Origin of the sequence: Thioalkalivibrio sulfidiphilus (genome assembly GCF_000377945.1) — a bacterium.
Taxonomy (GTDB): domain Bacteria; phylum Pseudomonadota; class Gammaproteobacteria; order Ectothiorhodospirales; family Ectothiorhodospiraceae; genus Thioalkalivibrio_A; species Thioalkalivibrio_A sulfidiphilus_A.
In genome coordinates this window covers 1-20,625 of the sequence record NZ_KB898965.1, presented here as the reverse complement: position 1 = coordinate 20,625, position 20,625 = coordinate 1, and the positions used below count along the sequence as shown (strand labels likewise).

Genomic DNA, 20,625 nt, shown 5'->3' with positions numbered 1-20,625 from the left:
CTCAGTCGGCCGTATAGCCCGATACGGCGCTCCCTCGGAAAATCCCCTGTGCGGCCAATATCCTGCGCGATCATCGCACGAATTCATGAAACATTCGGGCTAGCGCGTCCAGCGGTCCGCGCGCCCGCCCGGAAGCAGGGGCACGAGCAGACCGCCGAGCAGGGTGGAACCGAGCAGGAACAGGTGCAGGTTCACGGCACCCGCGAGCGCCGCCTCGCCACCGACGCCAAAGGGCAGCAGGGCGGCCACCACGCCGGCCTCGTAGGTGCCCGCGCCGGCCACGCCGTGCACGGGCAGTACGCTGGTCAGGTCGCCGGCGATCACCGCCAGCCAGGCGGCGGCCAGCGGCGCCTCCAGGAACAGGCCCAGCACCCAGACGAACACCGCGAGCTTGAGCAGCCAGTTGGCGAAGGTCCAGGCCCAGGCGCGCCAGAAGTCCCCGGCGTTGCCCGGCAATGCGTCCAGCACTCGGTAGAGCTTGCCGCGCAGCCCGTCATCGTCAGGCGTGCCCAGCCGATCCCGCAAAGCGGGCGCCAGCCGTTGCGCAACCACCAGCGTCAGCAGCCAGGCGGCGGCCAGCGGGACAGCCACGGCGGGACCGAGCAGGTGACTGCCAAGGGCCAGCAGCGCAAACAGCGCGAGGGTGTGCAGGTCCATGAGCCGGAACCATAACAGCACCGGCACGGAGTGCAGGGCCGGCACGCTGAAGTCCCGGGCCATGAGCACGGGGAAGCTCAGTTCGCCGGTGCGCATGGGCAGCAGGTTGTTGAGCAGGTTGTGGGTCAGTGTCAGGCGCAGGCAGGCCGGGAAGCGGCCGCGCATCTGCGCCCGGTAGTAGTCGTAGACGCGCAGCGCGCGCAGCCAGTAGGTGAGGAAGGCCAGGACCAGCGCGCCGAGCACGCCGGGGAGCGGGACCTCACGCCAGGGGGCGAGCAGCGGCGCCCAGCCGAAGTACCATTCCACGAACACCAGGAAGGCGAGGAGGATCAGGATCGCCAGCAGTGTCTTGGGCCGGATCATGGACATCATGGCGTGTGTGGGCGCCGTACTGGTGGCGCAGGGGGGCGGGCGGTTAGACTTTGCACCTTTTGACGGACGAGCCCCGGCATGACTGACAGAACTTCCGGCGATGCGGCCCTGCAGGGGCTTTCCGAGCGCTGGCTCGCGGTGCTGCTGTGTGTGGCGGTGTTCTCCGCCTTCTTCTTCAACATGCACGGCTTCCCGCTGTTCGACCTGGATGAAGGGGCCTTCAGCGAGGCGACCCGTGACATGCTGGCGCGGGGTGACTTTATCGCCACCTATCTCTATGGCGAGCCCCGCTATGATAAGCCCATCCTCATTTACTGGCTACAGGCCGTCTCGGTCACCCTGTTCGGGCTGAACGAGTTCGCCCTGCGTCTGCCCTCGGCCCTGGCGGCCGCCGCGTGGATGCTCGCGGTGTATGCCTTCACCGCCCGGGTCACGGACCGGCGCACCGGGCTTGTCGCCGCGATCATCGGTGCCACCCTCTTCGAGGTGAGCGTGATCGGCAAGGCGGCCATCGCCGATGCCCTGCTCAACCTGCTCATCGCCGCCAGCATGTTCGCCATCTACCTGCACTACCGGGAAGGCGGCCGGCGCTGGATGTACGCCGCGTTCCTGCTCATGGGCCTCGGGTTCCTCACCAAGGGGCCGGTGGCGGTGGCGATCCCGTTTGCCGCGAGCCTGATCTTCTTTGCCCTCAAGGGACGTTTCCGCGACTGGCTGCGCGCGGTGTTCAATCCCGTGGGCATCCTCCTGTTCCTGATCGTGGTGCTGCCCTGGTACGGGGCGGTGACGCTGCGCGAAGGACCCGGGTTCATCCTGGGCTTCCTGCTGGAACACAACCTGGGCCGTTTCCAGCAGCCCATGGAGGGACACAGCGGACCGATCTACTACTACATCCCCGTGCTGCTCATCGGCCTGTTGCCCTGGACCACGGTGCTGGTGGCGGCCCTGTGGTGGGCCGCGCGCCGGGCACGTGGCGATGACCTGCAGCTGTTCCTGCTCATCTGGTTCGTGCTGGTGTTCGTGCTGTTCTCCCTGGCCGGCACCAAGCTGCCCCATTACATCCTCTATGGCGTGACGCCGCTGTTCGTGCTGATGGCCCTGCACCTGGAGCGTCTGAACCTCAAGGGACTGGGCGTCGGCATGCTCGCCGTTCTGCCGGCGCCGCTGTTCTTCGCCCTCATGCTGGCCTTTCCGAGCATCGTCGAGATCGCGGCAGCACAGGTCAGGGACCCCTTCACCGCCGCGCTGCTGAGCGACGTGGACCGGCATTTCGGCCTGCTGTGGTACGGCGTGTTCGGAGTCGCCCTGGCGGTCAGCCTGTGGGCGCTGTTCGCGCGCCGCGTGCACCTGGCCTGGCGCCTCGGCCTGCTGGGTGTGCTGGTGACGGCCACCGTGGCCGGCCTGCTGCTGCCCACGGTGGCGGCGGTCCAGCAGGGCCCCATCCGCGATGCGGCCCTGGCAGCTCGGGAGCGACCCGAGACGGTGGTGATGGTGGGGCTCAACAACCCGAGCTTCAACGTCTACGCCCGGCGTCACGTGGAGCGCCGGGATCCGCAACCCGGAGAGGTGGCGGTGACACGCATCACCTCGCTGCATCGTCTGCCCGAGCACGAGGTGCTCTTCGAGCGCAACGGCGTGCTGCTGGTGAAGGTGGTTGATTAGTGCTTGGTGCTTTGTGCTTGGTGCTTGGTACTTTGTGATAGACAAAGCACAAAGCACAAAGCACAAAGCACAAAGCACAAAGCACAAAGCACACCCCTCCCTTGAGCCCGGTACGCCCCGGCGTTAGGCTTAATCCATCAAGGACGACACCCCATGGACGGATCCATGAACCTCGCCACCCTGTATGCCCGTGCCCTGGACGGCATCCACGCACCCCCGGTCCAGATCGAAGTCCATCTCGCCAACGGCCTGCCCGCCTGCGCCATCGTCGGCCTGCCCGAGGCGGCGGTGCGCGAGAGCCGGGAGCGGGTGCGCGCCGCCCTGATCACCAGCGGTTTCGAATTTCCCGCCCGTCGCATCACCGTCAACCTCGCCCCCGCCGATCTGCCCAAGGACGGCGGGCGTTTCGATCTGGGCATCGCCCTGGGCCTGCTGGCCGCCTCGGGTCAGTTGCCGGTCTCCGCCATGGCGGGCTACGAGTTCGTGGGCGAGCTGGGGCTCGACGGGGAGCTGCGTCCGGTGCGCGGGGTGCTGCCCGCGGCCCTGTCCGTCCGCTCGGCGGGGCGCAGCCTGGTGGTGGCGAGGGAGGATGCCGACGAGGCGGCCCTGGTACGGGGCTGCCGGGTGTTGGCGGCGGGCCATCTGCTGGAGGTCTGTGCCCACCTGCGGGGCGAGACCCTGCTTGCGGAGCATCCCGCCCCGCAAACCGGAGAAGGAACCCATGAGGGTGCGGATCTCGCCGAGGTGCGCGGTCAGCCCCAGGCCCGGCGGGTGCTGGAGATCGCGGCCGCCGGCGAGCACCACCTGCTGATGATCGGCCCGCCAGGCACCGGCAAGACCATGCTGGCCAGCCGTCTGCCGGGGTTGCTGCCGCCCATGAGCGACGACGAGGCGTTGACGACTGCCGCCATCCACGCAGTGAGCGGCCAGCCCCTGGACCTCAAGCGCTGGAAACGGCGCCCGTTTCGCGCCCCGCACCACACCGCCTCCGGCGTGGCCCTGGTGGGCGGCGGTTCCAGTCCCCGGCCCGGTGAGATCTCCCTGGCCCACAACGGCGTGCTGTTCCTGGACGAGCTGGCGGAGTTCGACCGGCGGGTGCTGGACGTGCTGCGCGAGCCCCTGGAGAGCGGCGCCATCACCATCTCCCGGGCCGCCCGGCAGGCGGAGTTCCCGGCCCGCTTCCAGCTGGTGGCGGCCATGAACCCCTGCCCCCAGGGTTATGACTGCGATCTCGCCGCCAACTGTCGCTGCAGCTCTGAGCAGATCCGCCGCCAGCGCGCGCGGCTCTCGGCGCCGTTCCTGGACCGCATCGACCTGTCGGTGCAGGTGCCGCGCCTGGCCAAGGACCAGCTGTTCGACGCCGAGGGCCCGATGCCCGAGGACAGCGCCACGGTGCGGGCCCGGGTGCTGGATTGCCGTGAGCGGCAGCTGGCGCGCCAGGGCCACAGCAATGCGCAGCTGGACGGCCATGGGATCCGCATCCATTGCGCCCTGGACGGGGCGGCGCGGGGGATGCTCGAGTCAGCCATGGAGCGGTTTCATCTCTCCGCCCGTTCCGCCCACCGCATCCTGCGGGTGGCGAGGACCATCGCCGATCTGGCGGGGAGCGAGGGGATTGCGCCGGAGCACCTGGCGGAGTCATTGACCTACCGGGCGCTGGATCGCTGGCGGATGTAAGTGGCTAGTGGCAAGTCTCAAGTGGCAAGGAACCCCTCATTTCTCTCAGGGAGAGGGTCGGAGTGAGGGTGGTGTTCCTTGCCACTAGCCACTTGAGACTTGCCACAAAAAAGGGCGCCATAAGGCGCCCTTTTTTGTGGTCCTGCCGGTACCCCTTACAGGGTGCCGACAAAGGCAGCCAGGTCGGCGATGTCCTGGTCGGACAGGCCGGCGGCGTTGGGGGCCATCAGGGGGGTCTGGGGACCGACCTGCTCGCCGGCGCGGTATTTCTTCAGCAGCTCGGCGATGCGCTCGGGAGCGGTGCCGGCCAGCTTGGGGAAGATGCCCATGCCCTGGCCCTGGGCGCCGTGACAGGCGGCGCAACTGGTGTACTTGGCCTGACCGGCAGCGGCATCGCCGGCAGCGGCTGCGGCGGTGGCGGCAGGAGCAGGAGCAGGAGCAGCAGGGGCGGGCGCGGCTTCGGGGGCGGCGGCAGCGCCGTTCACGCGGATGCCGGACTCGGACAGCATGAAGACCACCACCTGGCGCACGTCGTCATCACTCAGACTGGGATCACCACCCCGGGCGGGCATGGCGCCGAAGCCGTTGATGGAATGACTCAGAACGGTGTCGAAGCCCTGGCCCATGCGCCGGCGCCATTCGGCCTCGTCACCCTTGCGGGGGGCACCGGCGGCACCGGTGTCGTGGCAGGCAGCGCAGACGCCGCGGTAGATATCGGCGGCGGCGCGGGGCGCGGCAACGGCCTGGGCACTCACATCGGCGGTGACCACACGGCCGATGGGCCGGATACGCTCTTCCACCATGGCCTGGGCGGAGGTGCTCGGCTCGGCCGGTGCACGTGCCTGGTCGATCACATTGATCAGGCGGGTCACCAGGAAGATCACGGCCACCAGCAGTACCACGACGCTGATGGCCAGAACGAATTTGGTGGTGAAGTCAGTTTTCTGCTGTGGGTTTGCCACGTTTTCCTCCCAACGCTGTCGCGCCACCGTAGACCCTGACGACAATGCGCAGGACCCCGGAACCGAAAAAACAGGCGCGGATTATAGGCCATCCGCACCGGCGCGTGCACTGTCTGTGATCAATTCGGTCCGGATGCGATCTGGGCCAGGTAGGCGCGCCAGCCACCCAGGTGGGTGATCTCCCGGGCATCGGCCACCCCGTGGGGCTCGCACAGGAAGCCGGCCACACGGCTGCCGTCGGCCAGTTCCACCCGGCCGATGCCAAGCGGCGCGGGGATGCTGTCCACGAAGCTGCCGAAGTGGGCTGCGGGCAGTTCCCAGACCTCCACCTCGATGGCCTGCCCGCCGGCATCGCGCACCAGGCCCGGGCGCCAGGGCGGGCCGCCGGCCAGGGCGTAGAAGCGGTAGTGGGGGCTGGTGCGGGTCTTTGCCACCAGCCGGGCACCGCGCTCGGTGAGCTGGTGGTTGAGCGGCAGCCCCTGCATGTGGGCACCGCAGACCGCCACGCGGAGGTGGCCGGGGGCGGGGCCGGTCACCGGCCGGGGCGCCGGCACCGGGTGTGCCGTGGCGCCCTGGGTTTCGACCGAGGCGTACTGGAAGCGCTCGCCCAGGGGCAGCAGGGCCGCATCGCCGAAGGCCGGGGCGATCAGGGTGATGCCGAAGGGCAGGCCGTCGGCCTGGAAACCGGCGGGTACCGCGAGCGCCGCCAGGTCCAGCAGGTTCATGAAGTTGGTGTAGTAGCCAAGATTTGAGTTGAGCCGCACCGGGTCGGCGTTCACCTGCGCGATGGTGTAGATCGTGCCGGCGGTGGGGGTGACCAGCACGTCCACTGCCTGCCAGGCGGCCTCGGCCTGGCGCCTGTAGTCCATGAGCCGGTACTGGGCGCGGAAGCAGTCCGTGGCCAGGGGCGCGGCGCCGCCGCCGATGATGCCCCGGGTCACGGCCAGCAGTTCACCGGGTGCCTCGTCGATCAGGGGCTGGGTGGCCAGGTAGCGCTCGGTCACCCAGGGGCCCTCGTAGAGCAGGCGCGCGGCGTCCAGGAAGGGGGCGAAGTCGATCTCCACCCGTGTCCCGCCAAGAGTTTCCAGGTGCGCCACCGCCTCGTGGAACAGGCGCTCGGCCTCGGCGTTGCCGAAGAATTGCAGCTGTTCCGCCCGGGGCACGCCGAAGCGGAACCGGGTGGGATCGAAGCCGTGGGTGGTGAGCGGCCGGGGCCGTGCATAGGCGTCGTGCGTGTCGAACGTGGCGGTCACCGCCAGTACGCGCTCGGCGTCGGGCACCGTGAGGGCGAAGATGGACACGGTGTCCAGGCTGCGGCAGGCGGGCACCACGCCGGAGGCGGAGAGCAGGCCCCGGGTGGGTTTCACGCCGATCAGGTTGTTGAAGGCCGCCGGCACCCGGCCGGAGCCCGCGGTGTCGGTGCCCAGGGAAAAGCTCACCACCCCGGTGGCCACGGTGACGGCCGAGCCGGAGCTGGATCCGCCGGAGATGTAGGCTGGGTTAAAGGCGTTGGCGCAGGCCCCATAGGGGGAACGGGTGCCCACCAGGCCGGTGGCGAACTGGTCCAGGTTGGTCTTGCCGATGGGCAGGGCGCCGGCCTCGATCAGGCGCTCGACCACGAAGGCGCTGCGCTCGGGGGTGTAGGTGAAGGCCGGGCAGGCGGCGGTGGTGGGCACGCCGGCGAGATCGATGTTGTCCTTGATGGCGAAGGGGATGCCGTACAGGGGGAGGGTGTCGGGGCTCTCGCCGTCCAGGCGTGCGGCGTGGGTCATGAGGGCATCCCGGTCCAGCACCCGGATCCATTCGTGGCGATCCGGTTGCGCGGCGATGCGCGCCAGCACCTCGTCGATCAGGTCGGCGGGTGTCAGCCGGCCCTCCCGGTAGGCGCGGTGCTGGCTGTCGATGTCCAGGCTTAAGAGTGGGTGCTTCATGGTCGGTCTCGCGTGGTTCCCAGGCGGTCAGGACTGGAGTTCCAGGATGATCACCGCCTGGCCGGCATGCACCGAGCCGCCCCGGGCGCAGAGCACCTCGCGCACCACGGCCTCCTCGTCCGCCTCGATGGGGATCTCCATCTTCATGGCCTCCACCACCACCAGGGTGTCGCCGGGGGCCACCCGGTCGCCGGGCTTGACCGCGATCTCCCAGACGCTGCCGGTGACCGGCGAGGCCACCGCCAGGCAACCCTCGGGCAGGTCGAAGGGGGCGTCGGAGGTGGACTCATCGTTCGGCAGCGCGTCCACGTGCTCTGCCTGGCCGGCCTGTTTCCAGCGCTCGCGCTCCGCCTCGAAGGCGGCCTGCTGGTGGGCCTTGAAGGCGGCGATGGACTCGGCGTTTTCCTCCAGGAAGCGCAGGTAATCGCCGAGCCTCAGGGTGGTCTCCTCGATGCGCAGGTTGAAGCGCCCGTGCACGAAGTCCTCGCGCATGCGCAGCAGTTCCTCGTGGCTCACCGGGTAGAAGCGCAGCTGGTCGAAGAAGCGCAACAGCCACTGCTTGCCCTCGGTGAAGTCCCGGGTCTGCCGGTAACGGTTCCACATCTGCACCGTGCGGCCCACGAACTGGTAGCCGCCCGGTCCTTCCATGCCGTAGACGCACAGGTATGCGCCACCGATACCCACGGCGTTCTCCGGCGTCCAGGTGCGCGCCGGGTTGTACTTGGTGGTCACCAGGCGGTGGCGGGGGTCGAGCGGCGTGGCCACCGGCGCGCCCAGGTAGACGTCGCCCAGGCCCATGACGAGATAACTGGCGTTGAACAGGATGTCCTTCACCTGATCGATGCTTTCCAGGCCGTTGATGCGGCGGATGAACTCGATGTTGCTGGGACACCAGGGGGCGTCGGGGCGCACCGACTGCATGTACTTCTCGATGGCGAGTCGCGTGGACGGGTCGTCCCAGGACAGGGGCAGGTGCACGATGCGGCTCGGCACCTCCATGTCCTCGATGGCGGGCAGGGCGTCCTCGGCCTGCTTGAGCAGCCGCACCAAGTCCGCCTGGCCGATGACCCGGCTGTCATAGTGCACCTGCAGGGAGCGGATGCCCGGGGTGGTCTCGATGATGCCCTCGATCCCCTGGCGTTCGATCCAGTCCATCAGGGCGTGCACCCGGAAACGCAGCCGCAGATCCAGCACCAGGGGGCCGTACTCGATCAGCAGGTAGCGGTCGCCGGCCTGGCGGTAGCAGACGCCCACGTGATCCGCGTCCGCCTCACGCCGGTACAGGACGGGACTGGTGTCCAGGCCCGGGTGCCGGGCGTGGACGGCGGGCGCGGGGGCCGGGGTGAGGGTGGCGATGCAGTGGTCCTGGTGAGCCTCCAGGGCATTGGCGCTGGCGATGTCGGTGCAGTGGAAGCGGATGGTGTCGCCGGGGGTGAGCTGGCCCAGCTTCCACAGTTCCGCCTGGATGATGGTCACGGGGCACACGAAGCCGCCCAGGCTCGGGCCGTCGGGGCCCAGGATCACCGGCATGTCGCCGGTGAAGTCCACCGCGCCGATGGCGTAGGCGTTGTCGTGGATGTTGGAGGGGTGTAGGCCCGCCTCGCCTCCATCCTCCCGGGCCCACTGGGGCTTCGGGCCGATCAGGCGCACGCCGGTGCGGCTGGAGTTGTAGTGCACCTCCCAGTCGGTGGTGAAGAAGGTCGCCATGTCCGCGTCGGTGAAGAAGTCCGGCGCGCCGTGGGGGCCGTAGGTGACCTGGATGTCCCAGTGCCTGCCATAGGCCGGGATCAGGGCCGCCGGTATCTCCCGGCAGGTCTCGTCCGGTGCGCTGGCGGCGTTGAGTCGCAGCACGTCGCCCGCCCGCAGGGTGCGCCCGCCGTGGCCGCCGAACTGGCCCAGCGTGAAGGTGGACTTGCTGCCCATGTAGTCGGGCACGTCCAGGCCGCCCTTGACCGCGAGATAGGTCCGGCTGCCGGCGCCGCTGATGGCGCGCAGCTTGAGGGTGCTGCCGGCACGCACCGGCACAGGCTGCCAGTAGGGGATCTCCTGGCCGTCCAGCAGGGCCTTCATCCAGGCGCCGGTTAGCGCGATCACCGTGTCCGTGTTGAAGCGGAGCGTAGGGCCGGTGACGGTCAGTTCCAGGGCCGCCGCGCCCTCCGGGTTGCCCACGGCCCGGTTGGCCAGGCGGAAGGCGAGATGGTCCATGGGGCCAGAGGGCGGCACGCCGATGGGCCAGTAGCCGGTACGCCCGGGGTAGTCCTGCACCATGGACTGGGTGCCGGGGGAGAGCACCTCGATGGTGGCGGGGCGGTAGGCGAGGCGATCCAGGTAGCGGGTGTAGTGCTGCGCCTGGCGGAATACGTCGTCGGCGAGGATCTGGCCCAGGTAGGGCAGGTTGGATTCGATGCCGTGCAGCTCTGTGGACGCGATCGCCTCGCCGAGCCGGGCCAGGGCCTCGTCCCGGTCCGCGCCCCGGGCGATGAGCTTGGCGATCATGGGGTCGTAGTGGGGCGTGACCTCGGAACCCCGTTCCACCCAGGTCTCGACGCGAATCTCCGACGGCAGGCGAAGCGCGGTGAGCACGCCGCTGGAGGGCTGGAACTGCTTGCCCGGGTCCTCGGCGTAGAGGCGTGCCTGGATGGCGGCACCCCGGGGGGCGTGCCGGTAGGCGTCCAGGAAGTCGCGCTCGCCGGCGGCCAGGCGCACCATCCACGCCACCAGGTCCACGCCGGTCACCTCCTCGGTGACCCCGTGTTCCACCTGCAGGCGGGTGTTCACCTCCAGGAAGTAGAAGGCGCCGGTTTGGGTATCGTAGACGTATTCCACGGTGCCGGCGGAGCGGTAGTTCACCGCCTGGCCCAGGCGCACCGCCGCGTCCATGAGCTGCGCGCGCAGGCCGTCGTCGATGCCCGGCGCCGGGGTCTCCTCGATCACCTTCTGGTTGCGCCGCTGCACCGAGCAGTCCCGTTCGCCCAGGGCCACCACGCGGCCCTCGCCGTCGCCGAAGATCTGCACCTCCAGGTGCCGGGCGTACTCCACGTACTTCTCCAGGAAGATGCCGCCCTGGCCGAAGTTGTTGCGGCTCAGGCGCTCCACCGAGTGGAAGGCCTCCTCCAGCTGTTTCTCCGAGCGGCAGATCTGCATGCCGATGCCGCCGCCGCCGGCGGTGCTCTTGAGCATCACCGGGTAGCCGATGCGCAGGGCCTCGCGCCGGGCGTGGTCCAGGTCGTCCAGCAGGCCGGTGCCGGGCAGCAGGGGCACGCCGTTGTCGGCGGCCAGGGACCGGGCCGTGTGCTTGAGGCCGAAGTCGCGCATCTGCTGCGGCGTCGGGCCGATGAAGGCGATGCCCGCCTGCTCGCAGGCCTCGGCGAAGGCGGCGTTCTCGCTCAGGAAGCCGTAGCCGGGGTGGATGGCCTCGGCGCCGGTGCTGCGGGCCACCTCCAGGATCTTCTTCCAGTCCAGGTAGCTGTCCCGGGCCGGCGCCGGCCCGATGCATACCGCCTCGTCCGCCTGGCTCACGTGCAGGGAGTGGGCGTCGGCCTGCGAGTACACCGCGACCGAGCCCGCGCCCAGGTCCTTGAGGCTGCGGATGATGCGGCAGGCGATGGCGCCGCGGTTGGCGATCAGGACCTTGTTGAACATGGGGCTCTCGTCATGATGCGGGACAGGGGTCGGTGTGCATTCAGGCGTCCCAGACCAGGACCTCCACCGGCGTCGGGTTGTAGGCGTTGCAGGGGTTGTTGAGCTGCGGGCAGTTGGAGATCAGCACCAGCACGTCCATCTCCGCGCGCATCTCCACGTAGCGTCCCGGTGCCGAGAGGCCGTCGGCGAAACACAGGCCGCCCTCGGGGGTGACCGGCACGTTCATGAAGAAGTTGATGTTGGAGGACAGGTCCCGCTTGCCCATGCCATGGTCGTATTCGGCCAGCGCCAGCAGGAAGCTGTCCCGGCAGCTGTGCATGTGGCGCTTGTCCAGAGCGTAGCGCACGGTGTTGCTCTCCGCCGAGCAGGCGCCGCCCAGGGTGTCGTGGCGGCCGCAGGTGTCGGCGGTGATGGTCAGCATCACCCGGCCCTCGCTGGACAGGAGCTGCGTGCCGGTGCTGAGGTAGATGTTGCCCTGGGCGCGGAGGGTGTCAGTGGCGCTGTAGCGCTCCTCCGGGTCGTCGGCGTTGTAGAACAGGGTGTCCACGGCCTGGTTGCCCTCCAGGTCCAGGATGCGCAGGGTCTGGCCCTTGCGCACGATGCCGGTGAAGGGTTCTCCGGCGGGGACCACCTGGCGGAACACCGCCTGGCTGGCATCCAGGGGGCTTTCGACGAGTGCTGTGCTCATGATCGGTCTCCGGGTCTTGCGCTCAGCCCAGGGGGTAGAGGCGTTCGGTGTTGGTGAAGGCGCGCTGGTTCTGTTCGCAGTGGTTGCGGCACAGATCGTCGGGGCCGGGCGGGTCGGAACGCCACACCAGCAGGTCCACGGGTTTGGGCGCGTAGGTGGGCGCCGGGTCCAGGGGATGCTGGCAGGTGGAGAGCACCACCAGGGTGTCCATCTCAAAGCGCAGGTCCAGGTAGTCGCCGGGTTTGGAGTTGCCCGGCTGGAACACCAGGGCGCCGTCCTCGTTCACGGTGATCTTGCTGAACAGGTTCAGGTTGGCCACCACGTCGCGCCGGCCCAGGCCGTACTTGCCCAGTTCGTTGACCAGGCTGTCGAAGCCGTTGCGGTGGTAGGCGTTGCGGTGTTCCTGGTAGCGGGCCTCGCCGTACTTCTGCTTCACCAGGGCGGCGTTGGACAGCCCGCCGATGGTGTCGTGCCAGCCGCAGGTGTCCTCGGTGATGGAGCAGAGCACCCGGCCCATGTCGCTGTAGCAGACGTTGCCGCGGGTGAGGAAGGCGGTGTGCTGGCCCTTGAGGGTGTCGGCCATGTTGTAGCGTTCCGTGGTGTCCTCGCGGCTGTAGAGCAGCATGGCCACGTTGGCGCCGCCTTCCGGGTCGGTGAGGCGCAAGGTGGTGCCGCGGCGCAGCACCCAGGACCAGTGGGCGCCCGCGGGCACGCGCTCTTCCCAGAGCCTGCGTGACTCGTCCGGTGTGTTGTTCATGTGGTCGGTCTCCATGAGTAGTACGGATGCGCGAATTCGTAATACCGACTAGGCAGGTTGCGTGCCAAGGCAGCCGGAGGCCGCGAGGCCTTGTGCCGCGGGGTTTTCAGGTTCAGCGGGATCGTCGGCTTGCACCACTGCGGGGCATGGCGTGTGCACGGGCACCCCTTTGGTGCCCTCAGGCGCGCCGTTCCGCCGGCTGGTGCACCTGGGGGATGAGGGTGGTGGTCAGTTCCAGCTTGCCGGAGATCACACCCCGGTTGGTGATCATGCGGTCGGCGATGACCTGCAGTTTCGTGGCGGGGCCCTGCACCAGGATCACCTCCATGGTGCGGTTGTGCATCAGGTGGATGTGCAGGGAGCTGATCACCTCCTCCACGTGCTCGTGCTGCAGGTCCGCGAGGACCTTCTGCAGGCGCGGCGTGCTGTGGTCGTAGAGCAGGGTGATGGTGCCGGCCATCACCTCGTTGCCCAGTTCCCGTTTGTGGGCCACCAGCTGGTGGCTGATCATCTCCGCCAGCGCCGCGGAACGGCTCTCGTAACCGCGCGCCTCCACCATGTCGTCCAGCTGCCCGAGCAGGGGCTCGGGCAGGGAGATGCTGATGCGGCTGACGCCTCCGTTGGCTTTCATGGTCTTTCCCTAGAACAGGTGGCTGTAGCGCTCGATCTCCCAGGCGGAGATGGTCTGGTGGTAGCTGGTCCACTCGGCGCGCTTGTACTTGATGAACTCGTCGCGCAGGCCCTGGCCCAGAGCCTCGACCACGAAGGGGTCCGCCTCGAAGGCATCGATGGCCTCGGCGAGGTTCCTGGGCAGGAACTCGATGCCCCTGTCGGCGCGCTCGGCGTCGGTGAGTTCGTAGAGGTTGTCCTCCTGGGGCCTGCCCGGGTCGAGGCCCTCGCGGATGCCTTCCAGGCCGGCGGCCAGGGCCAGGGTGGCGGCCAGGTAGGGGTTCACCGCGCCGTCGGCGTTGCGCGACTCGCAGCGTCCGCCGCCCATGGGCACGCGCACGGAGTTGGTGCGGTTGTTGGAGCCGAAGGAATTGAACACCGGCGCCCAGGTGAAATAGGGCATGTCGCCCTGGCGCACCAGGCGCTTGTAGCTGTTCACCGTGGGCGCGAAGGCGGCGCACAGGGCCTTGCCGTGCTTGATGATGCCGGCGATGAACTGGTAACCGATCTCGGTCAGCCCCAAGCCGCGGGGGTCTTCCTTCGGATCGCAGGCGAACAGGTTCGCGCCGGTCTCAAGATCATAGAGGGACATGTTGAAGTGGGCGCCGTTGCCGGTCTTGTCGGCGAAGGGCTTGGGCATGAAGGTGGCGATCAGGCCTTCCTCCTTGGCGTATTCCTTGGCCATCAGGCGCAGGAAGGTGAAGCGGTCGCAGGTGGTCAGCGCATCGGCGTAGTGGAAATCGAACTCGAACTGGCCGTTGGCGTCCTCGTGGTCGAAGGAATACAGGTCCCAGCCCAGGGCGTTGATGGTGGTGGCCATCTTGTCCAGCCAGGTGAACTGATCCAGGAAGGCGCGCGCGTCGTAGCAGGGCTTGACCAGCCGGTCGTCGGGGTTGGGCACCTCGAGGCCGCCGTCCTCGGTCTGGCGCAGCAGGAACACCTCCGCCTCGATGCCTAAGTTGAAGCCGAAGCCCATGGCGTTGGCTTTGGCGATCATGTTCTTCAGCGCCACCCGGGTGCTGAACGGATAGGGCTTGCCGTGGAAGGTGTTGTCCGCGGGCATCCAGGCCACCTCCGGTCGCCAGGGCAGCTGGATGATGTGGTCCAGGTCCGGCACCGAGGCGATCTCGTCCTCGTTGGGGGCCTGGCCCAGGCCGTCCAGGGCATAGCCGGTGTAGAGCTCGGAGCCGTGGGCCATGTGGGGCAGGTGGTCGATGGGCACCACCTTGCCCTTGGGCACGCCGTGGATGTCCACGTAGGCGCCGAGGCAATACTTCACGCCCTGGGCGCGCAGGCGGTCCTGTATCTGGCGAATCTCGTCGGCGGTCTTGGTCTTCATGTCAGGGTTTCCCGTTGTCGGGTTGGATGGATCGGAAATAGGAATGGGGCAGGGGCGGCGTCTCCGCCATACCCTTGCGCACCCGGGCACTGAGGTCCTCCACCATCCAGGCGTACAGGGTCGCGCCCTGTTCCCGGTCGGCGCGGCTCGGGTGTCCGGTGACGCCGTTGGTGCTGGTGCGGTTGACCGGGTGGGCGAACACGCAGTCTTCGGTGCGGTCGGGATCGTCGGCGTCCCGGATGCGCTCCGCGCGCAGCATGTGCGGCGAGAGTGCCATCATCAGTGCCGTCTCGGCGGCATTGGCGTGCCAGTCGACGCCGTCCTCGCAATGGGCCGCGCGCACCCGCTCACTGATGGCCGGCGTGTTGATGAGCGCCACCATCAGGTCGTCGTGCTCGGCGCGCAGCATCTCCAGGGCGCAGCGCAGCGGCGCCTCGTTGGTGACGTGCCCGTTGACCAGGAACAGGCGCCGAAAGCCCGAGGCGTAGACCCAGTCGCCGATGTCCTTGATCACGTCGATGAGCGTCTTGGGCTGCAGCGCGATGGTGCCCGGCCAGCGTTTCGAGTGGCCGATGGAGCAGCCGTAGGGCAGCGCGGGCAGGAGCATGGCGCCGGTGCTTTCCGCCACGTCGCGGCACAGGCGCGCGGCGATCTCCGCGTCCATGCCGCAGCCCAGGTGCGGGCCGTGCTGCTCGGTGGCGCCCACCGGCAGGATGGCGCTGTCCATGCCGCCCGCCACCAGCGCGCCGATCTCCTCCCAGGTCATGGTGTACCAGTCGTTGAGCATCAGAACACGGACTCCACCTTGGCGTTGACGGGCACCATGCGCACCATGTTGAGGCGATCACCGTTGATGCCTTCTTCGGTCTCGGCGCCTGGCGGATGGATGAGCTCTTCCAGGCGGCGCTTGGTGGCCAGGAACTCGGGACTCAGGAACTGGGACGGGCTGCGCGGCTGGGGCACGGGGACCTCGATGAGTTCCTGCACCTCGCCGGGGTGGGCCTTGAGCACCAGGATGCGGTCGGCCAGGAAGATGGCCTCGTCCAGATCGTGGGTGATGAACACGATGGTGATGTCGATGTTCTTCCAGATCTCCAGCAGGTAGCCCTGCATCTTCGCCCGGGTCTGGGCGTCCAGGGCGCCGAAGGGCTCGTCCATGAGCAGGATGCGCGGCTGGTTGGCCAGCGCCCGGGCGATGGCCACCCGCTGCTTCATGCCACCGGAGAGCTGGTGGGGGTAGCTGTTGGCGAACTTGGTGAGCCCCACCAGATCGATCCACTGCAGCGCCTCCTCCTCGGCGGCGGTGCGGCTGCGCCCGGCCAGTTCCAGGCCGAACATCACGTTCTTCTTCACCGTGCGCCAGGGAAACAGGGTGTAGCCCTGGAACACCATGCCGCGATCCGGTCCCGGGCCGTGCACCGGCTTGCCGTCCAGCAGCACCTCGCCGCTGTTGTAGTCCTCCAGGCCCGCCAGGGTGCGCACCAGGGTGGACTTGCCGCAGCCGGAGGGACCGATGACGCACACGAACTCCCGCTGGTGGGTGCGAAAGCTGATGTCCTTGAGCGCGGTGACCGACCCCTGGGACGTGTCGAAGGTCTTGGTCAGGCCCTTCACCTCCAGGATCACCGGCCGTTCCTTGAGGCGCGCGAAACGGTCGGCCACCTCCGGTGACTGGTCGCGGTAGCTGGGCAGTGCCAGGTGGGTCATGGGGGCTCCGTGGGTATCAGGCGCGGGCGGTGCGCTGCCAGGGGAACAGGCGCCGACCCAGCCAGGCGAGGATCAGGTCGGTGGTCAGGCCGATGATCCCGATGATCAGGATGGCCGCGAACACGTTGTCGAAGTTCTTGTAGCGGGCCTGCTGGGTGATGAACCAGGTGATGCCGGAGCTGGCGCCGATCATCTCGGCGACGATCAGGTAGGTCCAGGCCCAGCCGAGGAGGATGCGCATGTCCCGGTACAGGTCGCTGGCGATGCCCGGGATGACCACCTTGAACAGCAGCCCGGCGTTGCGCGCGCCGAGGGTCATGGCCGCCTCCAGCAGTGCCGGGTCCAGCTTGCGGGTGGTGTTGGCCACCACCAGCACCTGCTGGAAGAAGGTGCCGATGAAGATGATGGCGATCTTGGGGGCATCGTGAATGCCCAGGATGGCTACCGCCAGCGCGCCGAAGGCCGGCGCCGGCAGGTAGCGGAAGAATTCCACGAAGGGTTCGGTGAGGCGCGACACCGCCACATAGGTGCCCGCCAGGATGCCCAGGGGTACGCCGATCAAAGACGACAGGAAGAAGCCCCAGAAGATGACCTGGATACTGTCTGCGAGACTCTCGTGCAGCCACTTCTCGTTGCGCCGCTGGGGTTCGGTGGTGAAGGCCGTGTACAGGGCCGTGGCCACCTGGTGGGGCGCGGGCAGGTAGACCGGGTTGGTGCGCGTGCCGGTGGGCAGTTCGCGGCCCTCGGCGCGCATCGTCTCCTTTTCCTGTTCGAAGATGGCGCGGTCCACCAGCATGCCGGTGCGGAAGTAATCCACCTCGCCGGCTTCGATGATCTCCACCTGGGGATGCCAGATGAAGGGCACATAGCTGAATAAGGACCAGACCAGCAGGGGGAGGACGAAACTCATGACCGCGAGGAAGGTGCGTCGTCGTGACGACAGTTCCTTGCGCACCGCGAACCAGGGCTTGTTCATGGGTCCCGTCTCTCCGCCTGCCGGATCTGGCGTACCGGTCCTTACAGGGCGCCGGTGATGCTGGCGTCGATGTAGTCGTCGACGGGCTGCGGATCCTTGTACACGTCGTTGGCGACGTTGAACTCGTCGGCGATCTTCGAGGAGCCGTACAGGGAAGTGAAGCCGTCACCCTTCTTGAAGAATTCCATCGCCTCTTCACGGGTCAGGATCTTCGTGCCGTCGAGGAAGGCCTCGTACTGGGCGGGCGGGATGCCCACCCGCGCGGCCATGATGCGCACCGCGTCGGCACGGGTGGCCGGATCCTGGATGTAATCCACCACCCGGTACCAGACCTTCGCCACCTTGATCCAGGCGTCACGGTTCGCGGCCAGGCTGGTGGGGGAGACCGCCAGCACGTCGTAGATGAGGCCGGGCTCGTCGGCGCTGGTGTAGATGGCGGTGGAGCCGGGCACCAGGTTCAGGGCCTGGCCGGAGCTGGGCTGCCAGGCGACGATGGCGTCCACGTTGCCGGAGGCGAGCACCTGGGGCGTCTCGTTGGTGGGCACGTTGATCAGCTCCACGTCCGATTCGCTCATGCCGTTCTTCTCCAGGGCGTTGAGCAGCAGCAGGTGGGAGACGAAGCCGATCTCCACGCCGATCTTCTTGCCCTTCAGATCGGTCACGGAATTGATCCCGCGCCGGGCGATGATCATGTCATTGCCGTTGGAGTAGTCGTTGATGATGATCATCACGTTGCGCGCGCCGGTGGCGCCGGTGACCAGGGCATCGCCGTTGGTCATGGCCACGGCATCCAGCTGGCCGGCGGCGAAGGCGTCCATGGAGGCCACGTAGTCGAACCATTCGAACTTCACGTCCACCCCTTCTTCCTTGAACCAGTCCTTCTCGATGGCCACTTCCCAGGCCACCCAGCCGGGCCAGTCGCTGTAGCCGATCTTCAGGGGTTCGGAGAGGGCCTGGGCGGACATGCCCAGCATGGTGATGCCCACCAGGGCACCGAAGAGTCGCTTGAGGGGTTTGTACATGGTGCTGCCTCCAGGGGTATTACCGTTGGTTGATTCGGTAATACGTGCAAAGCAACGCCTGTGCCATCGGCCGTTGTGGTCGCCAAGCCCCTGTTTTGTCTATGTCTACGGCGTACCGGGCGGGGGCGCGACGAGGGCGTCTGCCCTCAAGTGGTGCGCGCGGGGTGGGTTTGTGCCTGTTTGGGGCGGGGGGTTTATGAAAGGCAAGGGCGGTTTAGCCACAGAGGACACAGAGGAAAAAGACTAAAGGATTGCGATTGCGCGGCCTTCGACCCCGGTGCGTGGCACGAGAACGCCACACGTCATGATCGATTTTGTTTTCAGATCTTTTCTCTGTGACCTCTGTGTCCTCTGTGGCTAAAAAAGAAGTGACCGTTCACCCCGCAATGCACTGGGCAAAGTGCGCCCGCTCGGTATGGGCCATCCAGCGGTTGATCTCCCGCAGGTCGGCCACCGGCACACCGGTGAAGGGCAGGTGGTGCAGGTAGCCGTCGGGGCCGAACTCCGGGGTGAGGGTGGCCACGGTGTCGCCCCGCGCCGCCATGGCCTTCCAGATGATCTCCCACCAGCCCTGATGCGCGCTCAGGGCCTGGGCATACTCGGGGGCCGCCGGATGGGGCACCTGCGGCCCCTGCTCGTAGCCGACCCGGGCGTGCACGTGGCGCACCCGGGGGGCGATGGCCTCGATCACGTCCCGCTCGCTGTCCATGAGCCGTTCGCACACCACGCACCAGTGGCTGAAGTCGGCGGTGAGTTGAAGTCCCGGCAGGGCCTCGACCAGGCGCCGGGTGGTCCAGGGGTTGAAGAGCGACCGGCCCCGGTGGGTCTCGAAGCTGATTTCCAGGCCGAAGGATTCGGCCAGGGCCATGGCCTCGGCGAAGAAATCGCGGCTGGTGTCCTCGGGCCAGGCATCGCAACCGGCCAGGGAGGTCACCCGCCGCGGCGACAGTTCCGCGCTCCATTCCAGGCGCTGGCGCAGTGAGCCCAGGTGTTCCTCCGGGCTTGCCTGGCGATCCGGCACGTAGCTGCCCGCGGTGCAGATCTCGGCGATGTAGTCGAGACCATGCACCTGCAGGGCGCGGCCGAAATGCCGGCGCTCCGAGGTCTGTGCCGGGGCCGGCCCCTCGATGCCGTCGAAGCCGTCCGACAGCGCATCGAGGATGGCCCGCTTCCAGTCGCCGTCGTAGCCCCACAGGCTCTTGTAGACCTTGAGTTCCAAGTGAAGACCTCCGCGCTCAGTGCGCCGTGAGAAAGGACACGCCCACCACGCCCACGAAGGCCGCCGGATCGCCCACCGGCCGGTCCGGCGGGTCGGCGTGCAGCACCCGGGCGACCCGGTGGCGGTGGTAGGCCCTGAGCAGCCGGCCGACCGGCAGCACCCGGTCGGTCTGGTCGCCGTAGAGTCCGCGATGCAGGGCGGGCAGCCGGTACCAGGGCTCGGTGGGCCGGGTGTGGTGGGCATTGTGGTAACCGAAGTTCAAGGTCAGCAGGTTCATCCAGGGGTGGCGCACCGAGACCAGGTTGGAATAGGTGTTGCGTTCCTCGTGGGCCCGGTCGAAGGCCGGTGTGGATTCGCCCTGTGCCTGCTCCAGGTGCTCGAACAGGGGATAGGTGTGCTGGTGCACGTCCATGAAGCGCAGCACGTGCAGGAACAGCAGGTAGGCGATGGCGTAGTAGACGAGTGCCATGGGGCTCAGGGCGACGAGCAGGCCGAAGAAGGCCAGGCGAGTGAGCAACACCCCGATCACCCGGGCGCGCCGGTGCCGGCGGGAGGGCAGGGTGAACGGCAGGATCAGCACCAGGGCGTGCATGAGCAGGTCCACCGCCGGGATGTAGAGCCATTCCAGCGCCTGAATCACCCGCAGCACTGCGGGGTGGCGTTGCAGGTGAACCCGAAAATCGAAGGCCACGATGTCGGCCCGATCCACGTGGTGGCGGAAATGCTTGTGGCGGATGCCCTCGTAATCCCCGTAGGCACTGCCCACCAGCCAGCTTAGGGTCTCTCCGAGCCGGGCGTTCCAGCGGTTGTCCCGAAGGATCGTGTTGTGGGCGCACTCGTGGATCAGGTAGGCGCCGATCACCAGCCCGTGGGCCAGCAGCAGGATGCCCGGCAGGGCGAGCAACAGCGAACCCTGGGTGATGAGCGCGAGGCCGCCCGCGTAAGCGGCGAGGCAATAGGTCAGTGCGGCGAGATTCGGCCAGCGGCCGTCTTCGTGTCTCCAGATGCGTGGCATGGGTGCGATCCGCGGGTCGTCCCGCAAGGTCCACCGCGCCCGGGGGTCGTCCCGCCAGGCCACACCCGGGGTCCCGGGTGTGCATGAACTTCAAGCAAGCACCGGGCCAGCCAGCCGGACCGCGTCCCGCCTTGCCGCGCGGTTCTAGTGTCCTGTCTGATCAATATCTTGTCATTCAGAGCCTCGCAAAAGCGCCAAGGCAAGGCGCGCATCGCAGCCAATGGCAAGCCCTTGGCAAGGTGCGCAACGCCGCATTGGCGCTTTTGCGAGGCTCCCTGCGGGCGCGGCTGTGCGGGCGTGTGGCGTTGTTACGCTTGCTTGAAATGGGGG

Annotated in this window: 17 protein-coding genes; 3 read left to right on the top strand and 14 right to left on the bottom strand. The window is 68.0% G+C overall.

Going from position 1 to position 20,625, the window contains the following annotated elements; all coding sequences use genetic code 11:
* Positions 1–99: 99 nt before the first annotated feature.
* Entirely contained in the window at positions 100–1,029 is a 930-nt protein-coding gene (locus tag D580_RS0113825; protein WP_018954962.1) for a lysylphosphatidylglycerol synthase domain-containing protein, read from the bottom strand.
* A 78-nt stretch (positions 1,030–1,107) separates the two neighbouring features.
* Between D580_RS0113825 and D580_RS0113820 the strand changes: the two genes are divergently transcribed.
* On the top strand, positions 1,108–2,691 hold the full coding sequence (locus tag D580_RS0113820; RefSeq protein ID WP_018954961.1) for a glycosyltransferase family 39 protein: 1,584 nt from the start codon (positions 1,108–1,110) through the stop codon (positions 2,689–2,691).
* Between the two features lie 165 nt (positions 2,692–2,856).
* Complete coding sequence (locus D580_RS0113815; protein ID WP_026289995.1) at positions 2,857–4,368, top strand: YifB family Mg chelatase-like AAA ATPase; 1,512 nt, start codon at positions 2,857–2,859, stop codon at positions 4,366–4,368.
* Positions 4,369–4,523: 155 nt separating this feature from the next.
* Here D580_RS0113815 and D580_RS0113810 read toward each other — a convergent pair whose 3' ends face one another.
* The 13 genes from D580_RS0113810 to D580_RS0113750 form a co-directional block, all read right to left on the bottom strand.
* Entirely contained in the window at positions 4,524–5,330 is an 807-nt protein-coding gene (locus D580_RS0113810) for a c-type cytochrome (RefSeq protein ID WP_018954959.1), read from the bottom strand.
* 119 nt (positions 5,331–5,449) lie between these two features.
* Entirely contained in the window at positions 5,450–7,261 is a 1,812-nt protein-coding gene (gene atzF, locus D580_RS0113805; RefSeq protein WP_018954958.1) for an allophanate hydrolase, read from the bottom strand.
* A 27-nt stretch (positions 7,262–7,288) separates the two neighbouring features.
* Positions 7,289–10,903: an urea carboxylase gene (gene uca / locus D580_RS0113800; protein WP_018954957.1), complete on the bottom strand. Its 3,615-nt coding sequence runs from the start codon at positions 10,901–10,903 to the stop codon at positions 7,289–7,291.
* Positions 10,904–10,943: 40 nt separating this feature from the next.
* Positions 10,944–11,591 (bottom strand): urea amidolyase associated protein UAAP2, encoded by a 648-nt coding sequence (locus D580_RS0113795; protein WP_018954956.1) that lies wholly within the window; start codon positions 11,589–11,591, stop codon positions 10,944–10,946.
* A gap of 22 nt (positions 11,592–11,613) precedes the next feature.
* Complete coding sequence (locus D580_RS0113790) at positions 11,614–12,348, bottom strand: urea amidolyase associated protein UAAP1 (protein WP_018954955.1); 735 nt, start codon at positions 12,346–12,348, stop codon at positions 11,614–11,616.
* A gap of 178 nt (positions 12,349–12,526) precedes the next feature.
* Entirely contained in the window at positions 12,527–12,979 is a 453-nt protein-coding gene (nikR, locus tag D580_RS0113785) for a nickel-responsive transcriptional regulator NikR (protein ID WP_018954954.1), read from the bottom strand.
* Between the two features lie 9 nt (positions 12,980–12,988).
* Positions 12,989–14,356, bottom strand: coding sequence for a type III glutamate--ammonia ligase (gene glnT, locus D580_RS0113780; RefSeq protein ID WP_018954953.1), 1,368 nt, complete (start codon positions 14,354–14,356; stop codon positions 12,989–12,991).
* Position 14,357: 1 nt separating this feature from the next.
* A complete protein-coding gene (locus D580_RS0113775; protein ID WP_018954952.1) occupies positions 14,358–15,143 on the bottom strand; it encodes a creatininase family protein in 786 nt (261 codons plus the stop codon).
* On the bottom strand, positions 15,143–16,063 hold the full coding sequence (locus D580_RS0113770; protein WP_018954951.1) for an ABC transporter ATP-binding protein: 921 nt from the start codon (positions 16,061–16,063) through the stop codon (positions 15,143–15,145). Before D580_RS0113770 ends, D580_RS0113775 begins: the two co-directional genes overlap by 1 nt.
* Positions 16,064–16,079: 16 nt before the next feature.
* Complete coding sequence (locus tag D580_RS0113765) at positions 16,080–17,039, bottom strand: ABC transporter permease (protein ID WP_018954950.1); 960 nt, start codon at positions 17,037–17,039, stop codon at positions 16,080–16,082.
* A gap of 41 nt (positions 17,040–17,080) precedes the next feature.
* Positions 17,081–18,061, bottom strand: coding sequence for an ABC transporter substrate-binding protein (locus tag D580_RS0113760; protein ID WP_018954949.1), 981 nt, complete (start codon positions 18,059–18,061; stop codon positions 17,081–17,083).
* Between the two features lie 376 nt (positions 18,062–18,437).
* A complete protein-coding gene (locus D580_RS0113755; protein WP_018954948.1) occupies positions 18,438–19,280 on the bottom strand; it encodes a sugar phosphate isomerase/epimerase family protein in 843 nt (280 codons plus the stop codon).
* A 16-nt stretch (positions 19,281–19,296) separates the two neighbouring features.
* Positions 19,297–20,295 (bottom strand): fatty acid desaturase family protein, encoded by a 999-nt coding sequence (locus D580_RS0113750; protein WP_018954947.1) that lies wholly within the window; start codon positions 20,293–20,295, stop codon positions 19,297–19,299.
* 83 nt (positions 20,296–20,378) lie between these two features.
* Between D580_RS0113750 and D580_RS16900 the strand changes: the two genes are divergently transcribed.
* Positions 20,379–20,625, top strand: a 247-nt coding sequence (locus tag D580_RS16900) for a hypothetical protein (protein ID WP_231363565.1), incomplete at its 3' end; no start/stop codon positions are given.

Bases quoted from the DNA above. Each gene is read 5' to 3' on its own strand.
- atzF (WP_018954958.1), bottom strand. From the start codon at position 7,261: ATGAAGCACCCACTCTTAAGCCTGGACATCGACAGCCAGCACCGCGCC.
- nikR (WP_018954954.1), bottom strand. From the start codon at position 12,979: ATGAAAGCCAACGGAGGCGTCAGCCGCATCAGCATCTCCCTGCCCGAG.
- D580_RS0113770 (WP_018954951.1), bottom strand. From the start codon at position 16,063: ATGACCCACCTGGCACTGCCCAGCTACCGCGACCAGTCACCGGAGGTG.
- D580_RS0113825 (WP_018954962.1), bottom strand. From the start codon at position 1,029: ATGATGTCCATGATCCGGCCCAAGACACTGCTGGCGATCCTGATCCTC.
- D580_RS0113795 (WP_018954956.1), bottom strand. From the start codon at position 11,591: ATGAGCACAGCACTCGTCGAAAGCCCCCTGGATGCCAGCCAGGCGGTG.
- D580_RS0113775 (WP_018954952.1), bottom strand. From the start codon at position 15,143: ATGCTCAACGACTGGTACACCATGACCTGGGAGGAGATCGGCGCGCTG.
- glnT (WP_018954953.1), bottom strand. From the start codon at position 14,356: ATGAAGACCAAGACCGCCGACGAGATTCGCCAGATACAGGACCGCCTG.
- D580_RS0113790 (WP_018954955.1), bottom strand. From the start codon at position 12,348: ATGAACAACACACCGGACGAGTCACGCAGGCTCTGGGAAGAGCGCGTG.
- D580_RS0113820 (WP_018954961.1), top strand. From the start codon at position 1,108: ATGACTGACAGAACTTCCGGCGATGCGGCCCTGCAGGGGCTTTCCGAG.
- D580_RS0113750 (WP_018954947.1), bottom strand. From the start codon at position 20,295: ATGCCACGCATCTGGAGACACGAAGACGGCCGCTGGCCGAATCTCGCC.
- D580_RS0113765 (WP_018954950.1), bottom strand. From the start codon at position 17,039: ATGAACAAGCCCTGGTTCGCGGTGCGCAAGGAACTGTCGTCACGACGA.
- uca (WP_018954957.1), bottom strand. From the start codon at position 10,903: ATGTTCAACAAGGTCCTGATCGCCAACCGCGGCGCCATCGCCTGCCGC.
- D580_RS0113815 (WP_026289995.1), top strand. From the start codon at position 2,857: ATGAACCTCGCCACCCTGTATGCCCGTGCCCTGGACGGCATCCACGCA.
- D580_RS0113760 (WP_018954949.1), bottom strand. From the start codon at position 18,061: ATGTACAAACCCCTCAAGCGACTCTTCGGTGCCCTGGTGGGCATCACC.